This window comes from Cognatundibacterium jejuense, from assembly GCF_014284255.1.
Taxonomy (GTDB): domain Bacteria; phylum Pseudomonadota; class Gammaproteobacteria; order Burkholderiales; family Burkholderiaceae_D; genus Undibacterium; species Undibacterium jejuense.
In genome coordinates this window covers 180,708-202,348 of sequence record NZ_JACOFV010000002.1, presented here as the reverse complement: position 1 = coordinate 202,348, position 21,641 = coordinate 180,708, and the positions used below count along the sequence as shown (strand labels likewise).

At 46.8% G+C, this 21,641-nt stretch carries 16 protein-coding genes and 1 other RNA gene; all 17 read left to right on the top strand.

Annotated features, from left to right (window positions below):
- Window positions 1–5: 5 nt before the first annotated feature.
- The 17 genes from rnpB to ftsZ all read left to right on the top strand — a co-directional run bounded on the left by rnpB (window position 6) and on the right by ftsZ (window position 21,563).
- Window positions 6–355: RNase P RNA component class A (gene rnpB / locus H8K32_RS03320), an RNA gene on the top strand.
- A 528-nt stretch (window positions 356–883) separates the two neighbouring features.
- Window positions 884–4,075 (top strand): EAL domain-containing protein, encoded by a 3,192-nt coding sequence (locus tag H8K32_RS03315; protein WP_186911058.1) that lies wholly within the window; start codon window positions 884–886, stop codon window positions 4,073–4,075.
- A 420-nt stretch (window positions 4,076–4,495) separates the two neighbouring features.
- A complete protein-coding gene (gene mraZ, locus H8K32_RS03310; protein ID WP_186911057.1) occupies window positions 4,496–4,924 on the top strand; it encodes a division/cell wall cluster transcriptional repressor MraZ in 429 nt (142 codons plus the stop codon).
- Window positions 4,925–4,933: 9 nt separating this feature from the next.
- Window positions 4,934–5,893: a 16S rRNA (cytosine(1402)-N(4))-methyltransferase RsmH gene (gene rsmH / locus H8K32_RS03305; RefSeq protein WP_186911056.1), complete on the top strand. Its 960-nt coding sequence runs from the start codon at window positions 4,934–4,936 to the stop codon at window positions 5,891–5,893.
- Complete coding sequence (gene ftsL, locus H8K32_RS03300; RefSeq protein WP_186911055.1) at window positions 5,890–6,165, top strand: cell division protein FtsL; 276 nt, start codon at window positions 5,890–5,892, stop codon at window positions 6,163–6,165. Before rsmH ends, ftsL begins: the two co-directional genes overlap by 4 nt.
- Window positions 6,162–7,925: a peptidoglycan D,D-transpeptidase FtsI family protein gene (locus H8K32_RS03295; RefSeq protein ID WP_186911054.1), complete on the top strand. Its 1,764-nt coding sequence runs from the start codon at window positions 6,162–6,164 to the stop codon at window positions 7,923–7,925. Before ftsL ends, H8K32_RS03295 begins: the two co-directional genes overlap by 4 nt.
- On the top strand, window positions 7,925–9,451 hold the full coding sequence (locus tag H8K32_RS03290) for a UDP-N-acetylmuramoyl-L-alanyl-D-glutamate--2,6-diaminopimelate ligase (RefSeq protein WP_186911053.1): 1,527 nt from the start codon (window positions 7,925–7,927) through the stop codon (window positions 9,449–9,451). Before H8K32_RS03295 ends, H8K32_RS03290 begins: the two co-directional genes overlap by 1 nt.
- A complete protein-coding gene (locus tag H8K32_RS03285; protein WP_186911052.1) occupies window positions 9,451–10,848 on the top strand; it encodes a UDP-N-acetylmuramoyl-tripeptide--D-alanyl-D-alanine ligase in 1,398 nt (465 codons plus the stop codon). Before H8K32_RS03290 ends, H8K32_RS03285 begins: the two co-directional genes overlap by 1 nt.
- Window position 10,849: 1 nt before the next feature.
- A complete protein-coding gene (mraY, locus tag H8K32_RS03280; RefSeq protein ID WP_186911051.1) occupies window positions 10,850–12,019 on the top strand; it encodes a phospho-N-acetylmuramoyl-pentapeptide-transferase in 1,170 nt (389 codons plus the stop codon).
- Window positions 12,020–12,061: 42 nt separating this feature from the next.
- Window positions 12,062–13,564 carry a UDP-N-acetylmuramoyl-L-alanine--D-glutamate ligase gene (murD, locus tag H8K32_RS03275; RefSeq protein ID WP_186911050.1) on the top strand — a complete coding sequence of 501 codons (1,503 nt, stop codon included), beginning with the start codon at window positions 12,062–12,064 and terminating at the stop codon, window positions 13,562–13,564.
- An 83-nt stretch (window positions 13,565–13,647) separates the two neighbouring features.
- Complete coding sequence (gene ftsW / locus H8K32_RS03270) at window positions 13,648–14,781, top strand: putative lipid II flippase FtsW (RefSeq protein ID WP_246447111.1); 1,134 nt, start codon at window positions 13,648–13,650, stop codon at window positions 14,779–14,781.
- Window positions 14,778–15,854 carry an undecaprenyldiphospho-muramoylpentapeptide beta-N-acetylglucosaminyltransferase gene (gene murG, locus H8K32_RS03265; RefSeq protein ID WP_186911049.1) on the top strand — a complete coding sequence of 359 codons (1,077 nt, stop codon included), beginning with the start codon at window positions 14,778–14,780 and terminating at the stop codon, window positions 15,852–15,854. The genes ftsW and murG overlap by 4 nt, the downstream gene beginning before the upstream one ends.
- Entirely contained in the window at window positions 15,851–17,236 is a 1,386-nt protein-coding gene (gene murC, locus H8K32_RS03260) for a UDP-N-acetylmuramate--L-alanine ligase (RefSeq protein ID WP_186911048.1), read from the top strand. Before murG ends, murC begins: the two co-directional genes overlap by 4 nt.
- 18 nt (window positions 17,237–17,254) lie before the next feature.
- Window positions 17,255–18,217 carry a D-alanine--D-alanine ligase gene (locus tag H8K32_RS03255; RefSeq protein WP_390312934.1) on the top strand — a complete coding sequence of 321 codons (963 nt, stop codon included), beginning with the start codon at window positions 17,255–17,257 and terminating at the stop codon, window positions 18,215–18,217.
- Between the two features lie 14 nt (window positions 18,218–18,231).
- The gene (locus tag H8K32_RS03250) at window positions 18,232–19,011 is read left to right on the top strand and encodes a cell division protein FtsQ/DivIB (protein ID WP_186911046.1); all 780 of its coding nucleotides are present in this window, start codon (window positions 18,232–18,234) and stop codon (window positions 19,009–19,011) included.
- Window positions 19,008–20,240 carry a cell division protein FtsA gene (gene ftsA, locus H8K32_RS03245; protein WP_186911045.1) on the top strand — a complete coding sequence of 411 codons (1,233 nt, stop codon included), beginning with the start codon at window positions 19,008–19,010 and terminating at the stop codon, window positions 20,238–20,240. The genes H8K32_RS03250 and ftsA overlap by 4 nt, the downstream gene beginning before the upstream one ends.
- Window positions 20,241–20,363: 123 nt before the next feature.
- On the top strand, window positions 20,364–21,563 hold the full coding sequence (gene ftsZ / locus H8K32_RS03240) for a cell division protein FtsZ (protein WP_186911044.1): 1,200 nt from the start codon (window positions 20,364–20,366) through the stop codon (window positions 21,561–21,563).
- The last annotated feature ends 78 nt before the right edge of the window (window positions 21,564–21,641 follow it).

The window sequence follows — 21,641 nt, the reverse complement described above, 5'->3', positions numbered from 1 at the left end:
AGCTCGAAGCAGGCCAGACAATCGCTGGTTGCCATGTTCACATGGTGACGGGAGGAAGGTCCGGACTCCATAGAGCAGGGTGACGGCTAACGGCCGTACGTTGAAAGCGGAGGCGAAAGCTGAAGTATAAGACGAGGAATAGGGCCACAGAGACGAGCGTATTAAGTTACGGTGAAACGCGGTAACCTCCACCCGGAGCAATTTCAAATAGGCACGCGTTGAGGCGGCTCGCGGAGCGTGCGGGTAGAAAGCTTGAGCGGCGGAGTAATCCGTCGCCTAGAGGAATGATTGTCATAGCAGCAGGTAGCAATATCTGATGCCGTAACAAAATCCGGCCTATCGGCCTGCTTCAATTTATTAGCCATGTTTTTGATTAAAAACGTCCTTGTGTCGAATTGATTTTGGACAAGTCTGCTTGACTTGTGAATTCCCGGTCCAGTCTCAAATTCGCGACATTTTTTGATAGAAACAGTTCTTATGGTGTCTTTACTTTCCCGAACTGCAAAAAAACCACCATTTTGTCCCAATAAATGGTGGGCAAAAGGCAGGCTTGATTGCTTTGCTATTTGGCAAATTTCATTTGCAGTACTTTTAAAATCTCGTTGTTTGCCATGCTTGACAGAAATAATTTTATCTAAGTCCTTTGATAGGGACTATTTTCAAAAATTCTAGTGTTAAACTAATACTGGCTTGTTTGATAAATACGAAGGAAAATTTGCTCTGGCTTCTATAAGCTTGTCGACTATGCGTAATTAATTATTTGTATAATTTATTTTTCGCCTTTTCGTCAGTACTGCCTTTAAGTGTTTTTGCAATGCGTTTCCTGTTGCGTCGGTCAGCAGCGGGTCTTACTCAAACTCATACCTTATAAAATTGCAGACGCATGGAGACTCCGGGCCTAAAGAAAGAACGCGATGTACCGCTTCTGGCATTTGTCGTTGGCGTTTGTGTCATCGTTGCGTTAATCGTGGCTCAAAGTTGGTGGTCAATAAGGGAAGATAAAACCTTAACGTTGGCCGATGCGCAGCAGCACAGCTATTTCACCGTGAGGATTTTGGAAGAGCATGCCAGCCGCGCTCTGAATGAAGCGATGCGAGCAATGACCGCAGCTGTTGAGGAAATTCGTGTTCTCGACGCATCATCCTCTTCTTATGACTCTTCGGTTCAAAGAGTATTACTAAATCAACGACAAGAGTCCCAATTTATCTATGCGCTTTCTGTTTTTGATAAAGAAGGAAGCAGGCAACTTTCAAGTCTCCCTCATCAGACGAAAAGCGCGACGAAGGGAATGCCAGGTCATATTGCCGTACTATTAAAACGACCTTCCTATAAAGAACTCGTGGTCGGCGCAGCAACTAGATTGGAGAATTCTGATCAGTGGATTTTGCCGATTGCTGGTAATTTTTACGATGAAAAAGGAGTGCTTCAGGGTATCCTTGAAGTCGATGTGCGCCTTAGCTATTTCCAGGATTTTTACGAAATTGTGGCTCGCGGCAGTGCTGCTGCGATCTCCTTGCATGATCAACGTGGGAACATTCTCGCGAGAGCGCCTTTTGATAGTAACTTTCTTGATCATCCCGTTACCCAGACTGAGTTATTGGCTGCCATTACCGATCCGGCAAGCGAAGGCTCGTTGATGGGAGCTGGCTTGATTGATGGCGGCGGCGATTATTTGTACACATACCGAAAAATCACTGGCATCCCACTGACTTTGGTTTATGCCCGCAATATGGAAAGTATATTACTTGATTGGAATAAACGTCTACAACAGAGAATTTTGTTCACCGCTTTGACTGTTGCGTTTATTTTGATGTTGGCGTTGATGTTGATGTGGCAGTTAAAACGTTTGCAGATTTCCAAAGCAAAATTTGCTGCCAGTGAGAATCGATACCGGATACTATTTACTGGCGCTCAGGATGCCATTCTGATTATCAACCGCGACTATGTTTATGTGGACTGCAATCATGCTGCCGTTAATCTGCTGGGCGCGAAGTCTCAGGCTGATATTATTGGCAAGCGAGTGGGTGGCTTTTCAGCCGCACATCAAACGATCCTTGGTATAAAAGAATCAGACAAAGAAAAATTAGTCATTTTTTTTATTGATCAGGCCTTCGCCGGAGTAGCACAATGTTTTGAGTGGCAACTCGAAAAAAACGGTATGCCGTTTTACAGCGAAGTATCTCTCAGCCCCGTGGAAATCGATGGGGAAGTCTTATTGTTCTGTGTTGAGCGCGACATCAATACCAGAAAATATACTGAACGCTTACTCGAAGGACAAAATCGACTTCTGCAGCTCATTGGCGCCAATGAAGATCCTATTTTTGTTTTAAATTCAGTGTGCGATTTTGTGCACGAATTAAGGCCTTCTTGGTGTGTTGGAATCCAATTATTGTCTGATGATCAAAGAACCTTCACCCAAGGTGTAGGACAGCATTTCCCCGAGCTATTGCTCAAGCAATTGAATGAAATGCCAGTAACCCATGGAAATGGCATCTGGAGTGATGCTGTTTTAGTTGCTTGTCCGGTGCAGATCGAGCAATTACAACAAGCTCCTTGCATGCAGTTTGTTAACGGGCTCGAAGAGTTGTCAGCTTTTGAGTCCAGTATGGCCTGGCCGCTAATGGATAAACACGGCTTGGTTTTAGGTAGCTTTACTTTATTATTTCCCGATGTTCCTTGCATGACCGAAGACGATATGAGTGTCATCGGTATCATGATAGAGATTGCCACGATCGCCATTGAAGGGCGGCGTTCAGAAAAGAAAATCCTGCAACTTGCACACTACGATGAGTTGACTGGGTTGCCGAATCGCTTTTTGTATAACCAGCATTTAGCCAAAGCCTTATCCTTGGCTGAACGCAACCGCACCCGTCTGGCAGTATTGTTTCTGGATCTGGATAGATTTAAAAACATCAATGACACGTTTGGTCATGATGAAGGTGATAAAGTCTTGCGCAGTGTTGCGCAACGTTTCCGCAAGACTTTACGTGAGTCAGACATTGTTGCCAGAATCGGTGGAGATGAGTTTATTTTATTGATCGACCAGTTCAATGAACCGCGAGATCTCGGTGATATCGCCGACAAATTGCTGTTTGAGGCCTCCCAACCGTTTGAAATTTACGGTCAAGAGTGCCAGCTAAGTGCCAGTATCGGTATCGCCACCTTCCCGACAGATGGACGAGATGCGCAAACTTTGTTGAAAAATGCCGATATTGCGATGTATCGCGCAAAAAACAAAGGAAAAGACAACTTCCAGTTTTATGCATCCGAAATGAACACGCATACCGTAGAGCGCCTTGCATTTGAGGCGCGTCTGCGTAAAGCGCTTGAGCGACGTGAGTTTGTGGTCTATTACCAACCAAAGGTATCGGTGGAAACTGGGCTGATTGTTGGTGCAGAAGCACTGGTACGCTGGAATCATCCAGAACGCGGTCTCTTGTATCCGAATGATTTCATCATGCTGGCGGAAGAGGCTGGTTTGATTCCGCGTTTGGGTATGCTGGTTTTAGATGTGGCGTGCCGCGATGTTTTAAATTTCCGGCAACTGGATAGCCGTTTTGGACGGATTGCCATTAATCTGTCCGGTTCGCAGTTCAATGATCATCAACTGTTGGATGAAGTGAGAAGTGTTATAGATTTTTGGCGCGTTCCTGCCAATGCGATTGAATTTGAAATTACTGAAAGTATGGTGATGCACAATCGTGAACAGGCGATTATTTTGATGGACGGCTTTAAGGAAGCTGGTTTTACTTTATCAATCGACGATTTTGGTACTGGCTACTCTTCTCTTGCCTATCTGAAGCGCTTCCCGGTTGATAGTGTCAAAGTTGATCGTTCTTTCATTAAAGACATACCACATAATCCAAATGATACTGCGATCGTTCTTGCCATCGTCGCAATGGCTCATACTTTGGGTCTGAAGGTTATTGCTGAGGGCGTCGACGCACCGACTCAGCTGAGTACCTTGCGAGAGTTTCAATGCGATGAGTATCAGGGTTTTTTCTTTAGTAAGGCTATATCCGCCAAGGAATTTGCATCTTTACTTCAAAAACAGGTCATGGTCGAACGCGTTTGATGATCAGTCAGACTATCGCTAACCCCAATGTCTTAGCACCTGTATTCATTGCTTGTTAAGGATGTAAGTGCAGGTATCTTGTTTGTATGATCCGGTAATTTCTACTATTTTCCATCTTTCCTGAGCTTAAACTCTGGTCACGTACACACCTGTACGTGATAAGCCACTTTCAAAATATTTCGTAAGTCATTAATTTATTGGACTATTTCCGAAATACGGTTTCGAGATAGTTGCGCTAAGTCATTGACTTCATTAAAGAAATTCAGAAATACACGTGTTATTTTACTTGACCACGATCAAGTCATCCTCTAAAGTGGGAAACAGTGTGAAAAAGTGTAATTTTGTGGGATAAATCCTCATTTTTCGTTTATCTTCACAAGACTTCTTATTTCAATCAAAGTCCAGGTTAAAGGTACAAGCGTGTTTCAGGGTCCATCCGCACTCAATCTCGATGCGAAAGGCAGAATGTCTATTCCTGCCCGTTATCGCGATGCCCTGAGCGAACAGTTTGCAGGGCGCGTTACCCTGACCCGTCATCCAGACGGGTGCTTGCTCTTGTTTCCGCGTCCCACCTGGGAATCGCATCGTGAGCAGATCGCCGCATGGCCCATACAGGCGCGTGACTGGAAAAGGATATTTTTGGGTAATGCCTTCGATGTTGAGCTCGATAGCGCAGGACGGATTTTAATTGCCCCTGAATTGCGCAATGCCGTCGGCATAGAGCGCGACATCATGCTACTTGGCATGGGTAGCCACTTTGAAATTTGGGACGCTGGTCGTCTGGCCGAAAATGAAGCCAATGCAAAAGCAGCTGGCGCTCCCGATGTATTAAACAATTTTTCTTTCTGATCGCGAGAAATGACGAACCAAGCAGCGACAGAATTTATCCACAAGACAGTGCTTTTAAATGAAGCAGTGGATGCACTTGCCATTACTGGCGAGCGTACTAACGGTGTTTACATCGACGGTACCTTTGGACGTGGCGGACATAGCCGCCTGATCTTGCAGCAATTAGGGCCAAACGGACGTCTGATCGCATTCGATAAAGATACACAGGCGATTGCCAGTGCCAGTGAAATAAAAGATCCACGTTTTCATATTGTCCACGATAGCTTTGCCACGATGTCTGAAGCTCTGCAAGAGCTCGGTGTGAAGCACGTGGATGGCATTTTGATGGATTTGGGCATTTCATCCCCGCAGGTAGATGATGCAACGCGTGGGTTTAGTTTTCGTGCCGACGGTCCTCTGGATATGCGTATGGACACCACACGTGGCATTTCCGCTGCTGAATGGTTGGCTAGCGAAGATGAAGAAAAAATTAGGGAGGTTATAAAAAATTATGGGGAAGAACGGTTTGCTTTTCAGATTGCAAAGGCGATTGTTGCTCGCCGGCAGACGGACACCATTACTGGAACCCGACAGCTTGCAGAACTCGTCGCACACGCCGTCAAAACTCGCGAGAAGGGCAAGGACCCGGCAACTCGCACCTTTCAGGCTATACGGATTTTCGTCAATAAGGAACTTGAAGATCTCGAAGTAGGTCTGGACGCCGCATTTTCTGCATTGGCGCCGTTTGGCCGTATGTCCGTGATTAGCTTCCACTCGCTGGAAGATCGTATCGTTAAACAATTTTTTGCTTCCAAAGTTAAGGTTGAACAACCAGACCGCCGTTTGCCTATCCGCTATTTGGACTTGCCTCAACCACAAATGCGTTTGCTTAATCGCATTAAACCTTCCGACACCGAAGTGTCTGAGAATCCCCGATCTCGTTCCGCTATTCTGCGCGTTGCTGAGCGGCTGCCTGAGGGGAATGCATGACTACCAAGATCAATATTGTTCTGGCGATGATATTGATCGCTTGCGCCTTGTCTTTGATTAACGCGCAGTATCAGGCCAGACATTTATTTATTGAGTTGGAAAGTGAGCAAAGTCTGAGTAAGCAATATGAATTGCAATGGACTCAGCTTAAACTTGATCAGTCCACCTATGGCAAACACGCACGCATTGAAGACGCGGCAACCCGTGATTTGAACATGGTCGTGGTAACGCCAGAACGTACCCAATACTTGAAAGCCGAGGAACTCAAATGAGTCGCCCGGGGAATAGCTCGCGCACTGCTGCTTCACGGGGCGTGTCATTTTCATCTAATCCTGTATTAGATGTAAAACTGCCGACCTGGCGCTCGCGCCTGGTGCTATTCCTGCTGTTTGGCGCTTTTTTGGCTTTGATTGCGCGCGCTTTGTGGTTGCAAGGCATCACCACAGAATTTTTGCAAAAACAAGGTGCAAGTCGTTATGCGCGTACCTTGGAATTACCAGCGACGCGTGGAAAAATCACAGACAGAAACGGTGAAGTACTCGCGTCTTCTGTACCGGTAAAAGCAATCTGGGCGATTCCGGAAGATGTGTTGAGTGCGCCTCCGGAGAAAATCCGGCAATTGGCACAATTATTAGAAATGTCCGAAGCCGAATTGCGCAAGAAGCTAGATTCAGACCGCCAGTTTGTCTATCTGAAACGTCAGGTCGAACCAGAAGTGTCTGAAAAGATTCAAGCTTTGGCAATTCCAGGTATTGATACTCGCAAAGAATATAAAAGGTTTTATCCTGAAGGTGAAATCACGGCACACGTTGTGGGCTTTACCAATGTGGAAGATGTGGGGCAAGAGGGCATTGAGCTTGCATCTGAAAAAGATTTAGCTGGTAAATTAGGCAGTCGTCGCGTTATTAAGGATCGTCTTGGTCGCATCGTGGAGGATATTCGCGCAGTCCGCGAACCTCACGATGGTCACGAATTAAATCTATCGATAGACAGTAAGATTCAATACATCGCATTTACTCATTTAAAAGAGGCGGTTGAAAAGCACAAGGCAAAAGCAGGTGCGGCAGTTGTACTTGATGTACAAACTGGTGAGGTGTTAGCTTTAGTTAACCTACCTGCCTATAACCCGAATGATCGGTCAGTATTGACCGGTGCCCAATTGCGAAACCGGGTTTTGACTGATATTTTTGAGCCTGGTTCGACAATGAAACCGTTTACTGTCGCGCTCGCATTGGATAAAGGTCGCGTTACTCCGGATACTGTGTTCCAGACCGCACCGGGTCGTATGACTATCGGTACCAATACAATTCACGATTCCCATAAGATGGATTCCCTGACTGTCGCACAAGTTATTCAAAAATCTTCAAATATTGGTACTGCTAAAATTTCCTTCCAAATGCAGCCGCAAGAAATGTGGGAAATGTTTACCAGCGTTGGTTTTGGTCAGCAACCAAAATTTGGTTTTCCTGGTGCGGTTGCAGGGCGTTTGCGGAACTATAAAAATTGGCGTCCTATTGAGCAGGCAACGATGAGCTATGGACATGGCATTTCAGTCTCTTTGATACAAATCGCGCGCGCTTATATGATTTTTGCCCGCAATGGGGACATGATTCCTTTGACTTTTCAAAAAACAACGGAAGCACCAAAAGGTCAACGCATCATTTCGCAAAAAACAGTGATGGAAATGCGTAGCATGATGGAGTCGGTCACGCAACCCGGTGGCACTGCAACGCAGGCGCGCGTTGCGGGATATCGCGTAGCGGGAAAAACCGGAACGGCGCACAAAATTGAAGGTGGACGTTACGTTAATAAATACGTCGGTGACTTCGTTGGCTTTGCGCCTGTATCCAATCCACGCGTTATCGTTGCAGTGATGATTGATGAACCTTCTGTTGGCGGATATTACGGCGGAACTGTTGCCGCGCCGGTATTTTCTACAATCACAGCAAATGTATTACGTTCGATGAACGTACCCCCTGATTCGTCAATTACAACCATTGTTCCTGATAGTGGTGTTCAGGAGAGTATGTAATGACAACGAACAATTTATTAACGATAGATATGATTAACTGGCTAAGACAAGTAGCTCCCGTCGCACAATTGAGTTCAAATACGAGAACCATACAAGCTGGTGATGTGTTCTTTGCTGTGCGCGCCCACAACGGAGACGGCCGTCAATATATTCGCGATGCCATCGCTAAAGGTGCGATCGCAGTTGTGTATGAAGCCAAAGATTACGTTTGGGATGACTCCATCAAGACGCCACATCTGGCTGTGGACGATTTACAAAATCAGCTAGGTTATATCGCGAATACTTGGTACCAGACACCTGATGCGGATATGTACAGCATTGCAGTCACCGGTACGAATGGCAAAACGTCTTGTACTCAATGGCTGGCAAAAGCACTGTCACTTAATAAATGCGATAGTGCCGTCGTCGGAACACTTGGTGTTGGTGTTTTTAAAAACGGGCAGCTAGGTAGCTTGTCCGAAACTGGTTTTACGACGCCAGATGCGATCAATTTACAGCGCGGACTGGCTTCCATGCGCGATGAGGGCGCACAAGCATTGGCTATCGAAGCTTCCTCAATTGGTCTGGTACAAGGAAGATTGCATGGCTTACATATCGATGTAGCCATGCTGACAAATTTGACTCGTGATCACCTTGATTATCACGGCAACATGGAAAATTATGGTGCCGCAAAACGTGCTTTGTTCGATTGGCCTGGTTTAAAAAATGCGGTCATCAATCTCGATGATGAGTTTGGTGAACAACTGATTAATGATTTGCGAAGCAAATCAGCAGCGTTAAATATTGTTGCTTATAGCCTCAATAGAACGCAATACGACGGCGTGGCTTTACTTTCAGCGTCTCACCTCAAAACTTCACACACAGGTACCAGTTTTCATCTGGAGTCACCGTTTGGTTCAGGTCTGGTAAAGACGCAGTTAATCGGGCAATTTAATGTCAGCAATATTCTGGGCGTCATGGCCGTATTGCTAACAAAGGGATTGCCGTTTGCAAAAGTGCTTGCAACAATAGAAAAATTAAGTCCTGTTCCGGGACGTATGCAATTGTTGGGTACGGCCGGTCATGTGATGGTAGTGATTGACTACGCACACACACCAGATGCGCTGGAAAAAACTTTAGCAGCCTTAAGACAAGTCGCCAATGAACGCCATGGAAAGCTATGGTGCGTCTTTGGTTGCGGTGGTGACAGAGACCCTGGCAAGCGTCCGCAAATGGGAAAAATTGCCGAAAATGCAGATTATGTCGTGGTGACAAGTGATAACCCCCGCAGCGAAAATCCGACCGCCATTATTCAGGATATCGTCGCTGGTATGAGTGCGCAGCCCCATGTTGTAGAAGATCGTGCCAATGCAATTTTGTACGCGATTAAACATGCTGCGCATCAGGACGTCGTTTTATTGGCTGGTAAGGGTCATGAAACCTATCAGGATATTCTGGGTAAAAAATGGCCTTTTTCTGATGAAGAACACGCGGCGCTTGCGCTGGCTACCGTTGCCACCAGTGGCAATAGTAAGAGGGGTAGCTAATGAAATTTAGTTTACAGCAATTAGTACAGGCACTGAGTTCGGCAAGCATGACTGCGGATGCAGATATTATTGGCTTGTCGACCGATAGTCGAAAAATTAAAACTGGCGATGTCTTTGTTGCTTTACGTGGCGATAATTTTGATGCGCATGATTTTTTACCGCAAGTGGCGCAAACTGGTGCAGTCGCCGTTATTGCCGAGCGTTTGCCAGCAGATTTTCAGTTACCCGCATTGATCGTTCCCGACACCAAGATGGCATTGGCTGAGGTAGGTAGGTTGTGGCGCAAGCAGTTTGTGATGCCTGTGATTGGCGTTACTGGTAGCAACGGTAAAACGACCGTCAAAGAAATGATCGCTGCCATTTTAGCGGCGGCGTTTGGTGAAGACTATAGATTGTCCACTAAGGGTAATCTGAATAATGAAATTGGTGTACCACTGACGGTGCTGGAATTACGTGATACACATCAGGCGGCAGTTATAGAAATGGGCATGAACCATCCTGGTGAAATCGCCTTGCTGGCTTCAGTTGCTTTGCCAACGGTTGTACTTGTAAATAACGCGCAGCGAGAACATCAGGAATTCATGCAAACTGTGCGCGCCGTGGCAGAAGAAAATGGTAGCGCGATCAAGGCTTTGCCAGACAATGGTGTCGCTGTATTTCCGCACAATGACGAGTACAGTTCGCTGTGGCGTGCCTATGCGCAAGAACATGGTCTACGTAAGATAATCAGTTTCGGACTTAGCCCCGACGCCGATGTCGCAGGCACTTATACAACGTCTGCGTTTGGCAGCGAAATTAAACTAAGTATTGCTGGAAAAATATCCCAGATTCATTTGCAGGCAGCAGGCGAGCACAACGTATTAAACGCGCTTGCTGCGGCGGCTTGTTGTCATGCGATAGGCATCAGTAATGAAGTGATCGTTCAAGGTTTGGAAAATTTTCATCCAGTTTCAGGTCGCCTGCAACGCAAGCAAGCAAGCTGCGGTGCGACAGTGATTGATGATACTTACAACGCCAATCCAGATTCCGTGCGTGCTGCAATTGATGTTTTGAAACAATTGGGTGGTGATACCTTACTGGTGCTTGGTGATATGGGTGAAGTCGGTGACAACGGTGCCCAATTTCATCACGAAATTGGTGAATATGCCCGTGCTTCTGGCATATCTGAATTATTTCTGCTCGGTGATCAGGTACAACAAAGTGCTGCCGGTTTTGGAAAAGCGGCGCAATACTTTACCGATATTCAGCAATTATTGTCTGCATTAGATGCTCGTGTGAGCAAAGACAGCAAAGTGCTGATCAAAGGTTCGCGTTTTATGAAGATGGAGCGCGTGGTTGCTCATTTATTAAACGTTACAGAAATTTCTTCACAACAAAAAACAATAGGAACTCATTAGCATGTTGCTCTGGTTAGCAGAATTTTTCAAACAGGATCTGGGGTTGCTACGCGTCTTCGGTTTTATTACGTTTCGCGCAGTATTCGCCACCATGACTGCATTGGCGATCGGCATTTTTGCTGGCCCTGCGGTGATCCGTATGCTGACTCGTATGAAAGTAGGGCAAGCAGTGCGCGCCTATGGCATGGAGACGCATCTGGTTAAATCTGGTACGCCAACTATGGGCGGTGCTCTGATTTTGATTTCTATCGCTATTTCGACTTTGTTGTGGGGCGACCTGAGCAATCGTTTTATCTGGGTGGTTATGATCGTGACCTTTGGTTATGGCGCGATTGGTTGGGTCGACGATTATCGTAAGGTGGTCAATAAAGACCCAGAGGGTATGCGCTCCAGAGAGAAATATATGTGGCAATCCATCATTGGATTAGTGGCCGCGTTTTATTTAGCTTTCTCAGTCTCTGCGCCAAGCAATTCCAAGATTCTTGATTTGTTGTTTGCGTGGGTTCAATCCGGCTTTAGCATGGATTTGCCACCCAAGGCTGATCTGATCGTCCCGTTTTTTAAAACCATCAGCTACCCGCTTGGTGTCTGGGGCTTTATTGCATTGACCTATTGCGTCATTGTTGGTACGAGCAATGCGGTGAACTTTACCGATGGATTAGATGGTCTGGCGATCATGCCTATTATTATGGTCGGTTCTGCATTGGGTATTTTTGCCTATCTGACAGGTAACGTGGTCTACGCTAAATACTTGTTGATTCCGCATATTCCTGGTGCGGGTGAATTGTTGATTTTTTGTGGAGCGATGGCGGGCGCTGGCTTAGCATTTTTGTGGTTTAACGCGCATCCGGCACAAGTGTTCATGGGCGACGTTGGCGCGTTGGCACTGGGTGGTGCTTTGGGTACAGTGGCAGTTATTATTCGTCAGGAAATCGTGCTGTTCATTATGGGCGGAATTTTTGTGGCAGAGACGGTTTCTATCATTCTGCAAGTGACCTATTTTAAATTTACCAAAAAGCGTTTTGGTGAAGGCCGTCGTTTATTCTTAATGGCACCTTTACACCATCATTTTGAGAAAAAAGGTTGGAAAGAAACGCAAGTCGTTGTGCGTTTCTGGATCATTACGATGTTGTTGGTCTTAGTTGGTTTGGCATCGCTCAAACTGCGTTGATTTTGTTGTTAGATTGTTGATTTGATTTTAGAACTGCGGCATATGAATTTTTCTGGAAAACACGTATTAGTTTTAGGCCTTGGTGAATCAGGCCTGGCAATGGCGCAATGGTTGTTGCGCGCTGGTGCGAACCTGCGGGTTGCCGATACGCGTGAATTACCTGACAGACTGCCGGCATTGATGGCTTTAAACGGCCAGGTCAACTTTATTGCCGGGGAATTTACTGCTGAATTATTGACTGATATCGACTTGGTCGCAGTCAGTCCTGGCCTATCACCATCTGGCGAGTTGAAAGAAATCACTGCAGCTACGGCAGAAAAGAATATCCCGATCTGGGGTGAAATCGAACTCTTCGCACAAGCATTAGCGGTATTAAAAGAGGAACGTGACTACCAGCCTAAGGTGATTGCGATCACAGGAACCAATGGCAAAACTACGGTGACCAGTCTGGTTGGGTTGCTTTGTGAGCGTGCCGGATTGCGTACCCGTATTGCTGGCAACATCAGTCCTGCCGTGTTAGATGTTTTACGTGAAGATCTGGATAAAGATAGCTTGCCTCAGGTGTGGGTTTTAGAATTATCCAGTTTCCAATTGCATAGCTGCTTCAGTTTGCAAGCAGATGTTGCTACCGTACTCAACATTACTCAGGATCATCTGGATTGGCATGGCAGCGTTTCTGCATATTGTGCTGACAAAGCCAGAATTTTCGGTGAGCAAACCGCACAAGTATTGAATCGTGATGATGCACTGGTGATGGCAATGGCGAAACCACAGGCATCTATTGTAACGTTTGGTTTGAATGAGCCTGAACACATTGGTGATCTGGGCTTGCTGAATGAACACGGTATGGGCTGGTTAGTAACGGCGACACCAGCCGAAGATGCACCGGTGGTGACTAGTCGTCGTAAGAAAAAAGAAGCTGAAGAAATCCCAAGCATTACCACTCGCTTAATGCCTACCGATGCATTGCAAATTCGTGGTCAACACAATGCCGCAAACGCACTGGCAGCACTAGCACTATGTCGCGGTATCGGGCTGGCATTCGCACCTTTGTTACATGGTCTGCGCGAGTATAAAGGTGAACCACATCGGGTAGAACTAATTAGCACGATTGCTGAAGTCGATTACATTGATGACAGCAAAGGTACCAATGTTGGCGCAACCGTCGCGGCATTAAAAGGATTGGGACAGCAATCCGATTCGCCAGAAAAGAGGATATTGCTTATTGCTGGCGGCGAAGGTAAAGGACAAGATTTTTCGCCTTTAGTGGACGCCATAGAGCGTTATGCTAAAAAAGTATTCCTGATAGGAAAAGCAAAAGAAGAAATTCGTCAGATATTAACGGCGATACAGGTTGAATGTGAAGATTTTGCCGATCTGGAATCTGCGGTGCAGGCAGCGGCGAATGATGCCCGAAGCGGCGATATTGTTTTGTTGTCACCTGCATGCGCGAGTCTCGACATGTTCCGCAATTACGCGCATAGAGCCGAAGTGTTTGCGAGTGCTGTGCGTGAAGTGGCACTGGCACGTGGGGAGATTTGCTGATGAAGCAAATGTTGCTTCCATTCCAGAAGTGGTTGCCGTTTTCGGACCCCGCTCCGCAAACACAATTGGTACATCGCTCGAAAATGATGAGCTATGACCAAGCGCTGGTATGGGTCACTATGATACTGATGTTGTTCGGTATGGTGATGGTGTATTCAGCATCGATTTCTTTACCTGATTCACCAAAGTATGCAAATTACACGAAAAACCATTTTTTGGTTCGCCAAGCTTTGTTTATTTTAGTATCGCTGACCGCTGGTATTTTTGCTTTCAGAGTCCCCCTGTCTAGCTGGCAAAAAATCACGCCGTATTTATTCGTAATAACACTGATTTTGTTAGCTGCAGTATTAGTCCCTGGTTTAGGTAAAGGTGTCAATGGCGCGAAACGTTGGTTGTCATTTAAGGTATTCAATATACAGCCTTCTGAATTCATGAAGTTGTTTATGGTTTTGTATGCAGCAGATTACACAGTGCGCAAGCAAGAATATATGCACAAATTGACCAAAGGCTTTGTTCCTATGCTGACCGCTGTCGGCGTGGTTGGGTTATTGCTGTTGCTTGAACCCGATATGGGGGCATTTGGCGTCATCGTTTGTATTGCAATGGGTATTTTATTTTTGGGCGGTATTAACGGCGTTTGGTTCGGTGGCATTGCAGCGATCTTAGTTGGGATTTTTTCGCTTGTTATTTTGTTGTCACCATGGCGTCGTGAACGGATCTTTGCTTACATGAATCCGTGGCAAGAAGAAAATGCACTCGGCAAAGCGTATCAGTTGTCACATTCTTTAATTGCGTTTGGTCGTGGTGAATTACTTGGCGTAGGACTTGGTGGCAGTGTTGAGAAATTGCATTATTTACCTGAGGCACACACCGACTTTTTGTTGGCGGTGATTGGTGAGGAATTAGGTTTCGTTGGTGTGATGGTCGTTGTCTTATTGTTCTACTGGATTTTGAAACGAGCGTTTGAAATAGGCCGTCAGGCAATTGCATTGGATCAGACCTTTGCGGGTTTGACAGCCAAAGGCATCGGCATTTGGATTGGCGTGCAAGCATTCATTAATATGGGCGTGAATCTCGGCTTGTTGCCCACTAAAGGGTTGACCCTGCCGCTGATGAGTTATGGTGGTTCTGGTGTGATGATTAATTGTGTGGGTCTGGCTATTTTGCTTAGAGTAGATTTTGAAAATCGCGTGTTGATGCGTGGAGGTCGTGCATGAGCGCGCAGAAAAAACTCATGATTATGGCGGCGGGTACCGGTGGCCATATTTTTCCTGGTCTCGCGATTGCGGACATCATGCGCGAACGTGGTTGGGAAGTTTCTTGGCTTGGTACCAGCACTGGCATGGAGTGCCAGATCGTACCTAAGCATGGCGTTCCTATGGATAGCCTTGAATTTACCGGCTTACGTGGCAAAGGTTGGAAACATACGCTGACGGGGGCCTTTAAATTAGTCAAAAGTTTTTTCAGCTGTTTAAAAATCTTAGCCCAACGTCGCCCCGATGTGGTGTTGGGCATGGGTGGCTACGTCACGGTACCTGGTGGTTTGATGGCGGCGTTTCGTGGTAAGCCTTTGGTATTGATGAATGCAGATGCCGCATTGCTGCTGTCGAATAAAGCTTTGCGTCCATTTGCCAGAAAATTGTTGTTTGGTTTGCCTTCAGAAGGGCAGGTCGATGATGCCAAATTACAAGTCACTGGCAACCCGATTCGCAAAGATATTTGTCAGCTGCCAGCGCCTGAAGTGCGTTATGCACAAAGGCAAGGTGTATTAAGAATTTTGATTGTTGGTGGAAGTTTAGGCGCCAAAGTCTTGAATGATTGTTTGCCACAAGCGCTCGCATTGATACCCGTGGCGCAACGCCCTGTTGTGACGCATCAATCGGGAAAGCAAAATATTCAGGCATTGCGCGACAACTATTCCAAAGCAGGTGTGGATGCTGAGGTACTGGATTTTATCGACGATATGCCACGTCGTTATGCTGAGGCAGATTTGGTGATTTGCAGGGCTGGTGCGATTACGGTATCGGAACTGACAGCAGCAGGGGTGGCAAGTATTTTGGTCCCTTTTATGGCTGCAAGTACTTCGCATCAAAAAGAAAATGCCATGTGGATGGCAAAACAAAGCGCCGCGATTTATTTGCCCCAAAGCGAGTTAAATGCAGAGAAGTTGGCAGCACAATTACAAGCACTGGATAGAGTGCAATGTTTACAGATGGCCGGCCATGCTTACGCCGTTGGGCAGCGTGATGCAAGTATGAATATTGCAAAAATTTTGGAATCATTAGTATGAAACATAAAGTCAAACATATACATTTCGTCGGCATTGGTGGCTCGGGTATGAGCGGTATTGCCGAAGTTTTACTGAACCTGGGTTACACCATTTCCGGTTCTGACCTTGGTAATAATGCGGCGTCGCAACGTTTAGCTGAACTTGGTGCAGATGTCAAAATTGGCCACGCCGCTGAGAATATCGCCGGAGCCGATGCGGTCGTTACTTCCACTGCCGTCAAGGGTGATAATCCGGAAGTGATCGCCGCCAGAGCGAAGCATATTCCTATTGTTCCGCGGGCAATGATGTTGGCGGAGTTGATGCGCCTCAAAAGCGGTATTGCAATTGCTGGCACGCATGGCAAAACTACGACTACGAGTCTGGTTGCTAGCGTGCTCGCAGAAGGTGGTTTTGATCCAACCTTTGTGATCGGTGGTCGTTTAAATAGTGCAGGCGCTAATGCAAAATTAGGTAGTGGTGATTTTATTGTTGCCGAAGCGGATGAATCTGACGCTTCATTCTTGAATTTGCTGCCGGTGATTGAAGTCATTACTAATATCGATGCCGATCACATGGAAACCTATGGCCATGATTTTGCAAAGCTAAAACAAGCATTTATCGAATTCACGCAACGTCTGCCATTTTATGGCGTGGCAGTGTTGTGTCTTGATGACGCAAATGTTCGCGAAATCATGCCGTTCGTTTCTAAACCTATCGTCACTTACGGCTTCCATGAAGAAGCGGAAGTCCGTGCCGTGAATGCCGTTGCTGCTGGTGGGAAAATGCATTTTACGGTGGTTCAGGAGGGGTATCCTGATATGCAAGTCAGTCTGAATCAGCCCGGGATGCACAATGTGCAGAATGCTTGCGCAGCGATCGCGATTGCGCGTGAGATTGGCGTTGCTGATGAAGCCACGCAAAAAGCGCTGAGCGAATTTAATGGTGTTGGTCGTCGCTTCACACGCTACGGTGAAATTGCACTTGAAGCGGGCGGTAGCTTTGCTCTGGTTGATGATTACGGTCATCATCCGGTTGAAATGGCTGCAACGTTGGCAGCAGCGCGTGGAGCGTATCCTGACCGTCGGTTGGTTCTGGCATTTCAACCGCATCGCTATACCCGCACACGTGATTTGTTTGAAGACTTCGTTAAAGTGATCTCGACCGCGGATGCCGTCGTGTTGGCAGAAGTTTATGCCGCTGGTGAAGCGCCAATATTGGCAGCAGATGGTCGTGCATTGACCCGTGCCTTACGCGTCAGCGGAAAAGTTGAACCTGTATTTGTTGAAAATATACAAGACATGCCAGAGAGCTTATTGCATGTCTTGAACGATGGCGACGTCTTAATCGTCATGGGTGCAGGCTCGATCAGTGCCGTGCCAGCAAAACTGGCGCAGGCAAAATAAAAAATTAACCAGCAGATCATCATGAGTGAATTGAATAACAAATCTTTAGGTAAAGTCGGCGTCTTGTTTGGCGGACGGTCTGCTGAGCACGATATCTCTATCATGTCAGGCACTGGCGTGCTGGCGGCGCTCCGCGCGAAAGGTGTCGATGCACACCCATTCGACCCAGCAGAGCGGAGCATTGCTGAGTTGGCAGCAGAAAAATTTGACCGAGTTTTTATTGCATTGCATGGACGTTACGGTGAAGATGGTAGTTTGCAAGGTGTATTGGAACAATTGAATATTCCTTATACCGGCAGTGGTGTCATGGCATCGGCTGTCGCGATGGATAAAATTTTTACCAAACGTATCTGGCAGACACATGGTCTGAGCACACCTAAATACGCGGTACTGACACCAGAAACCATCCTACGCGAAGTGCCTGATGAGTTAGGCCTGCCGTTAATTCTGAAACCACCGCATGAAGGGTCAACCATCGGTATCACCAAGGTCAAAGGCTACTCTGAAATGAAGGAAGCCTATGCGTTGGCAGCGCAGTTTGATGATGTGGTGTTGGCGGAAGAATTTGTTGAAGGCCGTGAATTGACGATTGCGATTTTAGGACGCGGCAAAGATGCCCACGCCTTGCCAATTATTGAAATCGTTGCTCCTGACGGTAACTATGATTATCAGAACAAGTATTTTACTGATGATACTCAATATCTTTGCCCCGCACCTTTGGATGAGGAATTGACCGCCCGTATTCAGCAAATGTCAGTCGAAGCCTATCGTTCTATCGATTGCGAAGGTTGGGCGCGGGTTGACGTTTTGTTGCGTAAGTCGGATAACCAACCATTCTTGCTGGAAATTAATACATCTCCTGGCATGACTGGACATTCGTTGGTACCGATGGCTGCCAAGGCAACTGGGATGAGTTATGAAGATCTTTGTGTGGAGATTTTAAAATCTGCCCGTTTGAAAATTCATACCGAATCTAAATAAAGAGGAAAAAACGGATGTGGCATGACGTCAAAATGATGAATAATACCGCCAATGCTTTATTCGGCCTGGTGTTGCTCGCTCTGATGGCGTCTGGAGTCTGGTGGGTGATACAAAGACCGATGTTTACTTTGCACAGCATACGCGTGGTTGGTGCGACATCGCAGTCCTTACGTCACGTGGATGCAGTCACCATTAGAAACGCCGCAGTACCAAAAATCAGAGGTAATTTTTTTACGGCCAATCTCGATGCTGTGCGTGGCGCTTTTGAAAGTGTACCTTGGGTTCGTAAAGCCAGTGTGCAAAGAGAATGGCCGAACAAATTAACAGTCACGCTTGATGAGCACGTTGCATTGGGAACATGGGGCGGTGACGGACGTTTGATTTCTGTGGCGGGTGATGTTTTTACCGCCAATCTGGCTGAAGCAGAAGACGATACTGATCTGATTGCTTTGAACGGCCCTGATGGCAGTGAAAAAGAAGTGTTGTCGCAATATTTGGCATTAAAAGAATGGTTCGGCAAAATAAATCTGGTACCAGAATCAGTAACGTATTCAAATCGCTATGCCTGGAGTTTGAAACTAAACAATGGTATGCAAGTTGAATTAGGTAGATTGCAGGATGGCGCAACGCTGAAAATGAGAGTGGATAAATTATTGATGATTTATCCGCAACTGATTGCCAGCGCCCAAGATAGTATTGAAAGTATAGACATGCGTTATCCAAATGGATTAGCGATGAAATATGCCCATTCCGTTGGATCGAAAAAGCAAACAAAAGCAAGTGGAAAGACATGACAAAAGACGCAAAAAATCTGATCGTTGGTCTCGATATCGGCACATCAAAAATTGTGGCGGTAGTCGCTGAAGTCATGCCAGATGGTCGGCATGAAGTAATTGGTTTGGGACAGCATGAATCCAAAGGCTTAAAAAAAGGTGTTGTAGTCAACATCGAAGCCACGGTGGAGTCGATACAGCGTGCGCTTGAGGAAGCCGAATTAATGGCCGACTGTAAGATCAGTCGCGTCTATACGGGGATTGCCGGTAGCCATATTCGCAGCTTCAATTCTAGTGGCATGGTGGCGATTAAGGATAAAGAAGTTACAGCCGCAGACGTTTCGCGCGTGATTGAAACCGCAAAAGCAGTGAATATTCCTACCGATCAGCAATTGCTACACACATTGCCGCAAGAATTTATTGTTGATAACCAGGACGATGTACGTGAGCCGATAGGGATGAGCGGAATTCGTTTAGAAGTCAAAGTCCACATCGTCACCGGTGCTGTGTCAGCAGTTCAGAATATCGTTAAATGTGTGCGCCGTTGTGGTCTGGAAGTGTCAGACCTGATTCTGCAACCGATGGCGTCTGCTGAGGCGGTATTAACTCGTGATGAAAAAGAACTAGGCGTAGTGTTGATCGATATCGGTGGCGGTACAACCGACGTCGCGGTGTTCAGTGAAGGCGCGATTCGTCATACGGCGGTGATTCCTATCGCTGGCGATCAGATCACGAACGATATTGCGATGGCATTACGTACTCCGACTTCTGAAGCAGAAGAAATCAAAGTCCGGTTTGGCGTTGCAAAGCAAGTGCTCGCTGATCCTTCCGATACGCTGGATGTGCCAGGCTTAGGTGATCGTGGACCACGCTCGTTGTCACGTCAGGCGTTAGCTGCAGTGATTGAGCCGCGCGTTGAAGAATTGTTCGCGTTGGTGCATCAGGTAGTTCGTGAATCAGGATATGAAGATGTGCTGTCATCTGGCATCGTGCTTACCGGTGGATCTTCAGCGATGCCGGGTATGGTTGAAATGGCAGAAGATATCTTTTTGAAGCCAACCAGATTAGGCATGCCAGCGTACACCGGGCAACTAGCAGATGTTGTCCGTAGCCCACGTTATGCCACAGTTTTGGGGTTGTTGTTGGAAGCGAAGAAGCAGTACTTGCGTGGAAATCTGGTCACAAGGCAGGAAGGTTCTGCCAAAGCGGCCTGGCAACGCATGAAAGAGTGGTTTTTGGGGAATTTTTAGTCAGCTTTTTGTATCACAATTGGTGTAGTCATTTTATAATGGTCTGATATACAGTTATTAGTCGCTAGTCGTCTCATCGGGTGATGATTAGCGACTGATAACTGCCTACCTGGAGGAGTCATGATGGAGTTCGATATGGTTGATAACGCCACACAAGGCACCGTAATTAAGGTTGTCGGCGTAGGTGGTGCAGGTGGTAACGCGGTACAGCATATGATCAACAAAGGTGTTTCCGGCGTTGAATTTATTGCTGCTAATACTGATGCACAAGCATTGTTGCAATCGAAGGCGCATAATGTCATTCAAATCGGTGAAACCGGTTTGGGTGCTGGTATGAAACCTGAAGTCGGTCGCAAACTGGCTGAAGATTCCCGCGCGCGCATTGAAGATGCATTGCGTGGCGCACACATGGTGTTCATCGCTGCTGGGATGGGTGGTGGTACCGGTACTGGTGCTGCTCCAGTGGTGGCGCAAGTTGCTAAAGAATTAGGCGCTTTGACTGTGGCAGTTGTGTCCAAGCCATTTTCTTACGAAGGTAAGAAATGCATGGACATCGCTGACGAAGGTCTGGAAGCCTTGTCTCAGCACGTCGACTCTCTGATCATCATCCTCAATGAAAAATTGGAAGAGATTTACGAAGACGACAGCATGATCGAATGGTTGCAGCACGCAGATGATGTGCTCAACAATGCGGTTGCTGGTATTGCAGAAATCATCAATGTACCTGGCCATATCAACGTTGACTTCAATGACGTGAAAACGATCATGGGCGAACAAGGCAAGGCTATGATGGGTACAGCGACAGCGTCTGGCGTTGATCGTGCACGTCTGGCAGCAGAGCAAGCGGTTGCTTCTCCGTTGTTGGATGGTATCGATCTGTCTGGTGCACGCGGTGTATTGGTGAACGTTACTGCAAGCCGTAGTCTCAAAGGTAAAGAGATCAAAGAAGTGATGGCGGCAGTTCGTGCATTTGCAGCACCTGATGCATCGATCGCACAAGGTATCGCCTACGATGACACCATGGGTGATGATATCCGCGTCACTGTTGTCGCAACTGGTCTGGGTCGTGGCAAGAAAAACATCCAGTTAGTACAAACACCAATGCTGCGTACCGGTACGAATAACGAACCAATGATGGCTGCGGCGGGTGTGGCAAGCACGACAGTATCTAACGGCATGGCAAGCGCGGCACCAGCATTTGACGGTCTGAGCAAACCAGCTGTATGGCGTCGTGAATCAGCATCCGATACAGTGCGTGCGTTAGAGAAAAATGGCATGGAAACGTACGATATTCCAGCCTTTTTGCGTAAGCAGGCGGACTGATATTATCCAGGGCGTGTATATCATCAGAACGACCTTATCTCGTTTTATAAGTCGTTCTGATCTCGCTGAAAAAGTGGC